The sequence below is a fragment of the Bacillota bacterium genome, from assembly GCA_012839765.1.
Taxonomy (GTDB): Bacteria; Bacillota; Limnochordia; order DUMW01; family DUMW01; genus DUMW01.
The window spans coordinates 72,546-85,421 of sequence record DUMW01000009.1 but is presented as its reverse complement, the minus strand read 5'-3'; the positions used below and the strand labels follow the sequence as shown (position 1 = coordinate 85,421).

The 12,876-nt window shown below is 55.0% G+C and carries 13 protein-coding genes; 1 reads left to right on the top strand and 12 read right to left on the bottom strand.

Translation table 11 applies throughout. From position 1 onward, the window contains the following. Positions 1 to 5: 5 nt before the first annotated feature. A complete protein-coding gene (locus GXX57_00990; GenBank protein HHV43230.1) occupies positions 6 to 458 on the top strand; it encodes a DMT family transporter in 453 nt (150 codons plus the stop codon). On the opposite strand, the gene feoB is transcribed toward GXX57_00990, so the two are convergent. The 12 genes from feoB to GXX57_00930 all read right to left on the bottom strand — a co-directional run bounded on the left by feoB (position 447) and on the right by GXX57_00930 (position 12,873). After that, entirely contained in the window at positions 447 to 2,324 is a 1,878-nt protein-coding gene (gene feoB, locus GXX57_00985) for a ferrous iron transport protein B (protein ID HHV43229.1), read from the bottom strand. The two genes, GXX57_00990 and feoB, sit on opposite strands and share 12 nt — an antisense overlap. Beyond that, on the bottom strand, positions 2,212 to 2,505 hold the full coding sequence (locus GXX57_00980) for a ferrous iron transport protein A (protein HHV43228.1): 294 nt from the start codon (positions 2,503 to 2,505) through the stop codon (positions 2,212 to 2,214). Before GXX57_00980 ends, feoB begins: the two co-directional genes overlap by 113 nt. A gap of 132 nt (positions 2,506 to 2,637) precedes the next feature. Then, positions 2,638 to 2,853: a ribonuclease gene (locus GXX57_00975; protein ID HHV43227.1), complete on the bottom strand. Its 216-nt coding sequence runs from the start codon at positions 2,851 to 2,853 to the stop codon at positions 2,638 to 2,640. A gap of 12 nt (positions 2,854 to 2,865) precedes the next feature. Next, positions 2,866 to 3,495: a translocation-enhancing protein TepA gene (locus GXX57_00970; GenBank protein ID HHV43226.1), complete on the bottom strand. Its 630-nt coding sequence runs from the start codon at positions 3,493 to 3,495 to the stop codon at positions 2,866 to 2,868. A 277-nt stretch (positions 3,496 to 3,772) separates the two neighbouring features. After that, positions 3,773 to 5,446: a ribonuclease J gene (locus GXX57_00965; protein ID HHV43225.1), complete on the bottom strand. Its 1,674-nt coding sequence runs from the start codon at positions 5,444 to 5,446 to the stop codon at positions 3,773 to 3,775. A 568-nt stretch (positions 5,447 to 6,014) separates the two neighbouring features. Beyond that, positions 6,015 to 6,902, bottom strand: coding sequence for a 4-hydroxy-tetrahydrodipicolinate synthase (gene dapA, locus GXX57_00960; protein ID HHV43224.1), 888 nt, complete (start codon positions 6,900 to 6,902; stop codon positions 6,015 to 6,017). A 5-nt stretch (positions 6,903 to 6,907) separates the two neighbouring features. Continuing rightward, complete coding sequence (gene dapG / locus GXX57_00955) at positions 6,908 to 8,149, bottom strand: aspartate kinase (GenBank protein HHV43223.1); 1,242 nt, start codon at positions 8,147 to 8,149, stop codon at positions 6,908 to 6,910. A gap of 22 nt (positions 8,150 to 8,171) precedes the next feature. Beyond that, positions 8,172 to 9,206 (bottom strand): aspartate-semialdehyde dehydrogenase, encoded by a 1,035-nt coding sequence (locus GXX57_00950; protein HHV43222.1) that lies wholly within the window; start codon positions 9,204 to 9,206, stop codon positions 8,172 to 8,174. A gap of 52 nt (positions 9,207 to 9,258) precedes the next feature. After that, a complete protein-coding gene (locus tag GXX57_00945; GenBank protein ID HHV43221.1) occupies positions 9,259 to 9,840 on the bottom strand; it encodes a dipicolinate synthase subunit B in 582 nt (193 codons plus the stop codon). Positions 9,841 to 9,880: 40 nt separating this feature from the next. Beyond that, positions 9,881 to 10,762, bottom strand: a complete 882-nt coding sequence (dpsA, locus tag GXX57_00940) for a dipicolinate synthase subunit DpsA (protein HHV43220.1) — start codon at positions 10,760 to 10,762, stop codon at positions 9,881 to 9,883. A 69-nt stretch (positions 10,763 to 10,831) separates the two neighbouring features. Beyond that, the gene (locus tag GXX57_00935; protein ID HHV43219.1) at positions 10,832 to 11,644 is read right to left on the bottom strand and encodes a 4-hydroxy-tetrahydrodipicolinate reductase; all 813 of its coding nucleotides are present in this window, start codon (positions 11,642 to 11,644) and stop codon (positions 10,832 to 10,834) included. An 893-nt stretch (positions 11,645 to 12,537) separates the two neighbouring features. After that, positions 12,538 to 12,873 carry a sugar phosphate isomerase/epimerase gene (locus GXX57_00930; protein HHV43218.1) on the bottom strand — a complete coding sequence of 112 codons (336 nt, stop codon included), beginning with the start codon at positions 12,871 to 12,873 and terminating at the stop codon, positions 12,538 to 12,540. Between the last annotated feature and the right edge of the window lie 3 nt (positions 12,874 to 12,876).

Sequence of the window (12,876 nt, the reverse complement as noted above, 5' to 3'; positions counted from 1 at the left end):
GAAACATGGATCTAAAGACCGGCACATTGGCACTGCTAATCGCCGCCGCATCGGGCATTCTCATGGCTTTGCAGGGCTCATTGAACTCGGGACTGGGTAAAGCCCACGGGCTCTGGCAGGCCACCTTCTATGTGCATGTGGTGGGGTTAGCCTTTATCAGTATACTGCTTTTTGGCTTTCGCCTGCAGGAGGGTAGTATCTTCGACCTGGGAAAAGCCCCTTGGTATTTGTATCTAGGTGGGATCCTGGGAGTGGGCATCACCTATACGGTGGTACGGAGCATCTCCCAGATCGGTGTGGCCCTAGCCACCACGGCCATTATCATCGGCCAGGTGTTGACCGCCTCCCTCATCGACCATCTGGGCCTGTTTGGTCTGGAACGGGTACCCTTTACCTGGTACCGGGTGGTGGGGACCGCCCTTTTGGCCCTGGGTGGTTGGTTCATGTTAAAGAACTAGATGGGCTACCAGACCCCCCAAGAGGATGGCAGTCCCAAGGGTGCCAAGGAAAATGAGGCTTCCCTGCCTTGTGCCCCGCTCCTTGAAGAGCACCAACATGGAGGCAAGGCAAGGCACAAAAAAGGTGATGGTGATCACCGCCACCAACTGTTGCCCTGGGGACAGCTGGAGGGAATACAGACCCACCGCCCCAAAATCCCTGCGCAACAACCCCAGGATCAGGGGTACGGTACTCTCTTTGGGCAACATCAACCACCGGGTGGTAATGGGAGAAAGGAGCCACTCCAGTAGGGACATCAGACCCAGCCAATCCAAAAGACTGATAAGTAACATGGCCAAAAGGAACAAAGGGCCCGCATCCCGTAAGAAGGCCAAAGAACGATGGGTGGCCTTCTGGAGCACATTCCAGATCCTTGGCCAGCGCAAAGGCGGCAGATCAATGAGCAGGTGGGTAGACCGCCCCGGCAGCCGCCAGGCCAGCACAGCTCCAGCCAGAAGGAAAATCGCGGTGCTCAGTCCTAGATAAAATAACACCGCCCGCAGTCCCAAGGGTACAAGCATAATTATGATAATCCCTAGGGTGGACGAACAGGGAATAGCCAGGCACAGCAAGATCGTAGCGATGGTCTGCTCCCGTCGGGAGTTTAGAATCCGGGTGCTGATCAGAGCCATGGTCACACAACCAAAACCCAGGAGCAGAGGGATCACTGCCTTACCATTCAATCCCAGCTTGGTCAAGGCCCGGTCCGCCAGCACCGCCACCCGGGGCAAGTACCCCGAGTCTTCCAAAAGGCCCAGCACCAACTGAAAGCCAATCACTAACGGCAACAGTAACCCGAAAAGATAGGTCACGGCGGTCGTCAGGACCCCATAGGGACCGACCAGAAGCTTTCCCAGCAGCGATTGGGGGGAAACCAACTGATGTACGTGGCTGGCTATCCAGGGTTCGTAGATCCCTTGAAAGACTTTCTCTTGGAGGAAGTCCACCGCCCCCTGGGCTACAACTACACCCACAAGATAGTAAAGGAGCCCCAGGGCCACCAAAAGGAATGGAAAACCAGTGGCCGGTTGGGTCAACAGGCGGTCCAACAAAGGTCGCTTGGGTACCTGGCCGTGGGTCCACTGCACACACTGCCCAACCAACCGGTCCACCCGCCGGCGACGGGCCATGTAAATGCGTTCCTTACAGTCTGGCTTCACCCCGTATCTTTCCGTAAGGACAGGATCCCCCTCCAAGACTAGCAACGCTTCCCGGGGACTTCTTATGGCAGGGCATTGTCTATGCAACTGGTCGAGCTGGGTCTGCAGCCAGGGGTCCCTCCGCCCCCGGCGGGGACGGGCCAATTCGGTCCGCAACTGGTCGATACCTTCCCCCCGGATCGCCACCAAGGGCACCACCGGGATCCCTAACAGGTTAGAAAGCTTTGCCATATCAATTTTCATGCCGGCTTGCTCTAGCTCATCCATCATGTTAAGGGCAAGGACCATAGGTACACCTAGATCGACAAGCTGTAAGGTAAGGAAAAGGTCCCGCTGCAACCTGACCGCGTCCACCACGTTGACCACACAGTCAGCCTGCAGGATGATTTCCCTAGCCACCCGTTCTTCATCGTTGAGCATGGACAGTCCATAGATACCTGGGGTATCTATCAGAAGGTCCCCACCATAGGCAGCTCGATGCACGTCTACTGTGGTGCCAGGATAATTGGAGACCTCCACATACATCCCGGTGAGGGCGTGAAAGACCGCTGATTTACCGGCATTGGGATTTCCCACCAACGCGATCCATCTCGACTGGGAAAACTTGCGCACAATTGGCCACCCCGTCAAGGTGATAAGCCACCTCGATTTTTCGGGCCAGTTCATGACCGATGGCCAATTGCTGCCTATACCGGGAGATGATCACCGGACCTTTGGTGAGGACATAGTCGCAATGGATCACAGCTCCCTCACCGATCCCAAAGCGCAAGGCCTGATCCCGCAACCAGGGATCCCCGATCCGCCGAATCCGATAGAACAACCCCGGCGTGGCCTGGACCAGCTTCATCTGTCTCACCACCAACTTACACCGTCAGTATATGAGACATCATCACCAAAGGAGCCATCGGTCATTTTCTCCGCCCATAGAATTCTATGACCAATTGGACCAAACATGAATAGAAGCAAAGGGGTATTTGTCCTAGAAGGCAGGCAGGGTCATACCCGGCTGCAGCATGGGATCGAGGTAGTCGTTGGGATCTGTACTCAACAGGCGCACAATCTCCGCCTGGCCGCCGGCCCCCCTTTGGACCACCACCTCCACCCCCCGATACTGCATCGACCACAACTGTTGCTTCTCCACCCCTTGGTACTGCTCTGGAAAGATCACGTGTGCGGGAACGATGGTATACAACACGGGATCACCCCCCTAGACCAACACCGGGTCACTGGACTTCTCCTTTTCCCTTTGGGCAATCAACAGCTCCAGATGGTTCAGGGCATCCTTCAGTCCCCCCACCTGGTCAATGAGCCCCACTTCCACCGCGTCCTTACCGATGAGCACCGTACCCACATCCTGGACCAAATCCCCGGTCCGGAACATGAGTTCCCGCAGTTTCGCCTCTTCGATTCTGGAATGTTCAATAAGGAAGCGGATCACCCGATCCTGCATCTTGTCCAGATACTCGTAGGTTTGGGGCACGCCAATGACAAACCCCGTCAGCCGGATGGGATGGATGGTGATAGTGGCAGTGTCCGCGATGAAGGAATAATCAGCGGCTACCGCGATAGGGGCCCCGATGGAATGGCCACCCCCCAGCACCAAGGATACGGTTGGTTTGGAAATGCTTTCGATCATCTCGGCGATGGCTAGACCCGCCTCGATATCTCCCCCGACGGTATTTAGGATCACCAAAAGGCCCTTGATGTTTTTGTTCTGCTCAATGGCCACCAGTTGGGGAATCACGTGTTCGTACTTCGTCGTCTTGTTGTTAGGGGGTAGAATGAGGTGCCCTTCAATTTGCCCAACGATACTAAGACACTGGATTTCGCTCGGCATCTTCGGTGGGGGTGCGGGTTGTCCGAACTGCACGATGCTGTCTATCTGCGCATTGGGCCCCCGTCCCGGCGCAGGGACCGGCTTCGCTTCCGGCGGGGTGGGTTGCTCCGCTGGTTGCTGCTGCAAGAAAAACGAGGAATCAGTCACTGGCACGACTTCCCTTCTGTGGTGTCTTCACCTTTTAGTATGACACGGCACAAAAGGGGTTATTAGTGGGAGAAAAAACCGCTCCTAGGCTGTAAGGATGAGAATCCATCCTTACGCCTAGGAGGTCCAGCTACACTTCCATGATAATGGGCAGAATCATGGGGCGCCGCTTGATGCGTCCGTACAGGTACTGGGACAGATCCGAACGAATCTCTTCCTTGATGGGGCCCCACTCCAAAATGCCGTTGAGGGTGCACCGTTGCATAATGTCGGTAGCCCGCTGCTGGATCTCTTCCAAGAACTTCTCCGACTCCCGGACGTAGACAAAGCCACGGGTAATAATATCCGGGCCCGCCACCACGGTACCCGTCTGCCGGTCGATGGTGACCACCACCACCAGGATACCATCCTGGGACAACTGCTGGCGGTCCCGCAGCACGATGTTCCCCACATCGCCTACGCCCAACCCGTCCACATAAACGGGATCGCATTTGACCTGTCCGGCCTTCTGCAGCACACCATCCTTGATCTGCCAGACCTCGCCCTTATCCATGATCACGATGTTATCCGGGGGAATCCCCACACTCATCCCTAACCGAGCATGGGTGAAGAGCATCCGGTGTTCACCGTGGATGGGGAAGAAATACTTCGGACGGCACAAATTGAGCAACAGCTTCAATTCTTCCTGGCTAGCGTGCCCGGAGACGTGCACACCGGACACCGAATGGTAGATCACTTCAGCGCCTTGCCGGAAGAGATAGTCAATGGTCCGGCCGATCATCTTCTCATTCCCAGGGATGGGGTTAGCGGAAACCACCACCGTATCCCCCGGGTAGATCTCCAACTGTCGATGGTTACTCATCGCCATCCTGGTCAGGGCGGACATCGGCTCCCCTTGGCTTCCGGTGGTGATGATGGTCAGCTGCTGGGGTGGATAATCATCCACTTCACCGATGTCAATCAGGATCTCCTCGGGTAGATTCAGATAACCCAAGTTCTTTGCAATGGTAACCACATTGACCATGGAACGACCCACCAGGCCAATCTTGCGGTCGAACTTGATCGAGGCATCGATCACCTGCTGAATCCGGTGCACGTTGGAGGCAAAGGTCGCCACCAGCACCCGGCCTTCGGCCTTGCGAAAGATGTCATTGAAGGTCTCCGTCAGGGCCCGCTCCGAGAGGGTATACCCCGGCCGCTCCGCGTTGGTACTATCGGAAAGTACCGCCAAAACACCTTCTTTACCCAGTTCCGCTAACCGGTGATAATCAGCCACCTTGCCATCAATAGGCGTCTGGTCAAACTTGAAGTCACTACAATGAATTACCACACCTTCCGGTGTGGTAACAGCAATAGCCACCACATCGGGAATGCTGTGGTTCACATGGATAAACTCCACCGTAAACCACGAACCCACCTGTACCTGATCCCCTGCCTGGACGCAGATCAGGGTGGCGTCCTCCGCCATGCCAAATTCCATCAATTTGCTTTCCAGAAGACCCAAGGTCAACCTAGTCCCATAGATGGGCACCTCAGGGATCTCCCTAAGTACATAGGGCACCGCCCCAATATGGTCCTCGTGACCGTGGGTCAAGAAGACACCCCGTAACCTGTCTCGATTCTCCTTTAGGTAAGAAATATCCGGAATAACCAGATCAATACCTAGCATATCGTCATCGGGAAACATTACCCCGGCGTCTACCAAGATCAGATCCTCATCGTATTCGTAAACGAACATATTTTTACCAATCTCGCCGACTCCGCCGAGGGGTATAATTGAGAGCGCACGATCTCCCCTCGCCATATAAGCACACCTCCACATATTTCTGCTAATCCGTTTTTGGACGCACCGCACCTGATTTTTACTGGGCTGCAACTTGTAGGTCAAGAACAGGCGGGCGTTACTTGACCTGGCTGTTGTCCAAATAAAACAAAAGAAAGCTAGCCGTCCGAGGATCTTACTGCAATTATACTCGATCAACATCAGACTGACAAGGGAAACTGGCAGGTTAATTATTTCCAAGGAAATTGGCAGCCTGGGACCTGTCCTTCCCATTTCCGGCCAGAAGACAATATATTACCACTGGATAGACCCAGGCGGATCAATCCTCATCAACAAAACCGCGCTATTCCACCAACACCCTAAGAAAATGTTTCCCCCACATCTAGGGCTTGGACACTTTGCCGTTACAATATCGTGATTTACCCCATGGCAGTTTATGCCTTCCAAGGGGCCCGAAACACTTCCGGGCTAAACCGAGGAGATTGTAGAGGACCACCAGCAGTAGAATAGAAGAGGCCTGAAAAACCTGGACAATTCGCTAAAGGCTTTGCTAGTCTTGGGAAGCCCAAGAGGCGGGAAATGCCCGCCTCTAGAAGTCGATCAAACCAACCTTCTTCAACGCTTCCTTGATCACAGTCACCTGCTCAGCGGAGGGCTCCTGTAAAGGTGGGCGCAACGAGCCCACGTCACCGCCAAGAAGATTTACCGCGGTCTTCACCGGTATAGGATTGGTGGTAACGAACATCGCCTCGAAAAGGGGCACCAGCTTTCTGTTCACTTCAGCGGCTTCCTTGACTTTGCCCGCCAGGAAAAGATCGATCATCTCGCGAATACTATGACCCACCACATGGGCCGCCACACTGACTACCCCGACGCCTCCTACACTCAACACCGGCAACGTCAGATTGTCATCGCCGCTGTATATGTAGAAGTCGTCGGGGGTCATTTGGTAAATCCTTGCCACCTGCCCTAAATTGCCCGAGGCCTCCTTGATCGCTACAATGTTTTCGATCTCCGCCAACCTCGCCACTGTCTCCGGCAACAGGTTCACCGAAGTGCGGCTGGGGACATTATATAGCATAATCGGCAATTCCGTTTCCGCAGCAATCATTTTGAAATGACTATACAGGGCTGACTGCGGCGGTTTGTTGTAATAGGGGGTCACCAACATGATCCCATCGATGCCCACTTTTTCCGCCGTCTTTGTAAGCTCAATGGTCTCCTGCGTGCAGTAGGAACCAGTACCGGCCAGGACCACACCGCGACCGCCCACGGCTTCCACCACTGCTTTGAACAGGCTCACCTTTTCATCAAAGGTGAGGGTTGGGGATTCACCCGTGGTCCCGGAGACAACGATCCCATCTGAACCGCAATCCAGAAGCCGCGAAGCCAGCTCCGCGGCTTTATCGTAGTCTACTGCGCCTCCTTCCTTAAATGGAGTGACCATCGCAGTCAGTAAATGACCAAAGCCTTGCAAACTACTCAACTCCCTCGCACATTCGTGCTACCTAGGTGAAACTTGTCATGTAGAGCCCGAACCGCTTTCATGTAATCCTTCTCTTCCACCAAGCAGGAGATGCTGGCATGGGAATCGCTGGTGTGATACACCCGCACATCGGTCTCATGCAAGGCCTCGACAATTCTGGCCATTACACCAGGCACACCCCGCATCCCTGCACCCACACAGGACACCTTGGCATATCCTGCCTTCACTTTAACGTTAAAACTCAATTCCCTTAATCTGTTCTCCACCGCTTCAGCTTCTTCCTGTCGGACACAGAATCCCACCAGAGTCGGCGACAGGAAGATCAGGTCCACACTAACACCTAATTCCGCCACATTCTGGAATAGTTGTCGAGCCTGCTCCATGCTGATCTCTTGATCATGCGCGGGAATCACGCTGACTAGGGCTAGCCCTGTAATCTGGGTCACCGCGCCCACAGGACGATCGGCCCGGATCTCCACGGGGCCATCCCCCGGACCATCCCAGATTACTGTACCGGCACCGGCTTTGTCGGTGGCTCGGATGATCAAGGGGATCCGCCCCGCCGCAGCAATCTCCACCGCCCGGGGATGGATTACCCGGGCCCCCAGCTGTGCCAGTTCCGCCACCTCACGGTAAGTGGTGCTAGGAACCAACTGGGCATCGGGGACGATCCGCGGATCCGCGGTCAAGATCCCGTCCACATCGGTGAAGATGTAGATCGCCTTAGCCCCCAAGGCCACGCCCAGGGCTGCGGCGGTGGTATCACTGCCACCCCGCCCGAGGGTGGTGATCTCCTGGTTGGGGGTCACCCCCTGAAAACCAGCCACCACCACAACTCGGCCCTTCTTCAGTTCCTCCAAGATACCTTTAGGCCGCACCTCGACGATGCGGGCATTGCCAAACTCATTGTCCGTGATAATCCCCGCTTGACCACCGGTCAAGGGGACTGCTTCCAGCCCCCGCTCGGTGAGCAGCTGGGCCATGAGGCTGGCCGAAATAAGTTCCCCACAGGAGAGCAGTAAATCCAGGACCCGCCTATCAGGTCGCTGGGTAATCCCTGACATCAAGTCCAGGAGGGTGTCCGTGGCATAGGCCGATCCCCGCCGACCCATGGCAGAAACCACAACCACCACTTGATCGCCAGCGGCTTTGGCTTCCTTGACCCGCTCCACGGCCTGCTCCCGCATCGCTTCCGAAGCCAGGGAAGTGCCACCAAATTTCAGGACGACAATGGCCATGTTGCCTCTCTCCCCAGAAAAATCAGATCAAGCCGTTACTCACCATATACTCCCCAACCTGCACCGCGTTTAACGCCGCACCTTTCCGGATCTGGTCCCCCACCAACCACAGGTTGATGGCCCGTGGATGGGAGTTATCCACCCGGATCCGACCTACGTAAACCTCATCCTTACCCGTCACATCCAAAGGCATGGGATACTTGAAGTTCTCCGGATCGTCCCACACCACCACACCGGGGAAGCCCGCCAATAGTTCCCGCACCTTCCCCAGATCAACCTCTTGCTTAAACTCGACGTTCACAGACTCGGAGTGGCTCCTGAGCACAGGCACCCGGACAGTGGTGGCGGTAATCCGCATGTCGGGCGCATGGAGGATCTTCTGGGTCTCCCGCACCATTTTCCACTCTTCCTTGGTGTAGCCCAATTCATCAAAGACGTCGATCTGCGGGATCAGGTTAAAATGCATCTGGTAATGGCGCTCCGCCGCCACAAAGGGGAAGCAACTAGAGACCACTTCTTCACCCGCGGCCCAAGCCCGCACCTGTTTGCATAGATCATCCATAGCCTTGGCCCCTACCCCGGAAACCGCCTGGTAGGTCGACACCACCACCCGCTCGATACCATAGTACCGGTGCAGTGGTGCCAATGCCATCACCATCAGGATCGTAGAGCAGTTGGGATTGGCAATCAGCTTCGTCTCCGGAGTAATATCAGTGGCGTTCACCTCAGGTACCACCAAAGGCACACCTTCGTCTAAACGGAAGGCACTGGTGTTGTCGATAACAACCGCCCCCCGACTAAGCGCCTCCGGAGCATATTGCTTGCTAACGCTACCTCCGGCGCAGAAAAAGGCCAAATCTACATTTTCAAAGGCCTCGGGACTCACCGCTTCCACCGTAAGTTCTTCATCGCCAAAGGGAATCTTCAACCCGGCGGACCGAGGAGAGGCGAGAAGCTTTAAGCTATCCAAGGGGAAATCCCGTTCTTTCAGGATACCAAGAAGTTCCTGCCCTACGGCCCCTGTCGCTCCGAGAATCGCTGCCCGTACTTTTCGCATGATAGCCCTCCTTAAATCGTTAATTACACACTCGCTGCGGATATTCCTGTATTCAACTGATGATCACCGGTTGCAACTGTTTTCCTTGTAATGCCGCTTCCAAGGTGGCCGGGATAAGACTGACCTCCGCCACGAGGGAACGGGGCTTCCCCTCGGGGTCATCCTGCCGGAAGGGGACAAAATACACATTCGGCATATTCAGCGCCCGCCCCAGGTTCACGGCGTTGTTGCCCAACCCATCATTGGTGGAGATGGAGATCACCACCGGCCGACGATTCCGCAACTGGGATTTCATGGCCATCAGCACCGGGGTATCGGTGATCCCGTTGGCAAACTTCGCCAAGGTGTTGCCGGTGCAGGGCGCCACGATCACAATGTCCAGTAACCCCTTCGGCCCGATGGGTTCGGCCTGTATAATACTATCAATGGGTGGCTTTCCGGTCAATGAGGTTAGGGTTTCCAGCAGGGAGTTGGCTGTGCCGAACCGGGTATCCAAAGTCTTCACCGACGGCGACACAATGGGAACAACATCTGCATTCAACTCAATCAACCGACGAAGCTCCTTGAGAACGGCGTCTATGGTACAGAATGAACCGGTCAAAGCAAAACCAATTCGTACACCGGTAAAATCCATCTACGTGCACCCCCGGATATAAGTGCACGGAGCATCCAGGTTAGCTGAGGTAGTCCCTAATTGCCCGCATCACGCCCTGGGCCATAATCTCCCCGGCGGTCTTGGGCGCCACTTTACCCGGCAACCCCAGGGCCAAGATCGCTTCAATGCCCAGCCGTTCTGCAGCCTTGAAATCCGTGCCACCGGGACTGGAGGCGATATCGATCACCAAGGTGTCTGGATTCATTCGGGTTAGCACACTTTCGGTCAACACCAAGGCCGGCACTGTATTGAAAACCACATCAGCATCGATGACAGCATCGTACAGTCCTTCGAAACCGCAGGCCACAACGCCCATTTCCTGGGCCCGCGCCTGCTGCCCGGTGTTCCTGGCCACCACAGTGGTCCGTGCCCCTAGGGAATGTAACACGCGGGCCAAAGTCTGGGCACAACGGCCAAAGCCTAACACAACAGCTTTACAACCATGAATGGTAATGGGCAATTTCTCCATGGCCAGAGCCACGGCCCCCTCCGCGGTGGGTATGGAATTGAGGATGGCCACCGCATCATCCTCGGCCAGTTCCACCAGATGGATGCAAAGCTGTTGGGCGGCGCTTCTGACCACGGGCTGAGCATAGCCAATAATGAGTAAAGAACCGGATAACACTCCGGACAATCCTTCAGCGTCTAGCATGATCACAGATCCATCGGGTACTGCCTTGATCCGTCCCCGTTGATCGGTATTACTCATGGGTGCCACAAAAACCCGGCTGGAAGCGATCGCCTCTTTAAGCGAAACATGTGGACACTGGGGAAACTGGGCGTGCTCATAGCCTACTAGTAAGACGTTGGCACCGGCTTTCAACAGCCACTGGACCACGATGTACTCTCGGGCATCTCCACCTAGGACGGCTACTGGAATGCCATCTAAAGCAATACCCATGCACACATCCCCTTTCAAAGCCTGGTCCTCCGTGCTTACTAGTAATATATGCGGGCCCGATTACCCATGTTAATCGGCAAAGAGCAAGTTCTCAAGCCCATAGACCAGTTCATCCAACTCCAAGACCTTTCGCACTGCCAGCATCACCCCCGGCATAAAGGATTCCCGGCTGGTGGAATCATGGCGCAGGGTCAGGATCTGTCCGCTGCCACCGAAGATCACTTCCTGATGGGCAATCAAGCCCGGCAGCCGCACACTGTGAATATTGATCCCCTCCAGCTGACCGCCCCGGACACCACACAGCTTCTCTTCACTGGGATCTTCATTAGCCACTTGGCCCCGGGCCGCGGCCATCATCTGCGCTGTCTTGATCGCGGTACCGGAAGGGGCGTCCTTCTTCTGGTTATGGTGCAACTCGATAATCTCCGCATGGGGAAAATAACGGCTGGCGACCTTGGCAAACTGCATCAGGAGGATGGCTCCAATGGCAAAGTTGGGGGCAATGATGGCACCAAGACCGGCGTTTTTCACCCACCGGCGGACATCCGCCAAATCCTCCATACTCATACCCGTGGTGCCCACCACCGGTCGCACCCCTTGGTCCAAGGCGGTGTGGATATTCTTCTTCACCACCGCAGGTTCCGTAAAGTCCACCAGTACTTGGGCTTGTCCCAGGCCCGCCGCGGGATCCACCGCAATGGTTACGCCCAAGGCACCTATCCCGGCCACTTCCCCCGCGTCCTTTCCTGCGGCCTTGGGATCAAAGGCGGCCACCAACTCCATGTCCGGCTCCCGGGTGAGGGCCCGGACCACTTCCTGTCCCATCTTTCCGGCAGCTCCACTCACTGCCACCCTGATCTTCGACAAAGTATCTCCTCCCATATCGAGGTACAACAAAAAGCGGTTGGCACATCTCACCAACCGCATACACAGTCCTGGCGAGATAGCTCTCCATTGAAACAATGGCAGTCCTAAGGTTATTCACCTTAAGCCCAGCATCTAACTTGGATTTAAGTTAGACACTTCGGCGGTTCCCCCTTTCCCCCCGGTGCTTCGATGAAATCCCATCCTACCCGAGGGTACTCTTGAGTCCCGCGCCTCTATCTCTGAACTCATCAAGGGCTTTTATCTTTACCCTCTATACCTCGATTTATAGCTATATTATACATGCATTACGGATAAAGTCAAAGGCAACGAAAAACCCAATGTAATGCGCCCTCTAAGGATCATGCAATACCGATATAAAAGCCGTACATACTCCGTCTTCACACCAAACTCTTTTGAGAAACGATTAATCAACATTTCACAATAGCCACTCAGAGCTCCAACCATCGTATAGGTTAATACGTCGCTCGCATCTTCGCTCTGTTCGGGTTCTTGCCTCCTTGTGTCTATCCGCAACGATATGAAGGCAATACCTAGGATAACTAGTAAGACAACCAATCCGGGAAGTAGTGTTTTTCTGGGGTCCATAGCGTCACTCCTTCGATAGCAGTAAAGATCGGCACCATTCAAGGTACACCAGGAAACACCGAAAACGTTATCCGGCATTGCTATACTAGACTACACCGTTCAGTCAAGGGTGCATTGAACGAGTATCTGCTATCTACTGGATTGATCAGCTATACCCCAGAGGTTCATTCTAGCCAGGCATGGTCATGGGATCCTAGGAGGACCATCCGCAATGGACGGTCTCCATACCATCCCACCAGCAGCAGGAAGGCGTTTCTCTAACCATCTTCCCGGATGGTTGTGGAATGCTTCCCTATGACATATCACAAATTCAGCAGATGCTTTCCAACGGCAAAACCATATTCCACCAAGGCCCCCCGCAATTCCAAAGGACAACGGGACATTTTTCCGGGCACTTCAAAATTCAACACCCAAGGCTGCTCCCGGAGAACACCGACAACAGCCGCCCAGTCTACTTGCCCGCGATATGGATAAAGATGGTCGTCAGCCTGCCCAAGATTGTCGGAGATATGGGTGGCCACAATGCGGGATTTCACGAGCGCCATTTCTTCCGCCTGGTTCGGACTACTGAGCTCACCGTGGCTGGTATCCCAGCAGACCCCAAAGGCCTCTTCAGGAAACTGCTGCAGCAAGACCAAAAG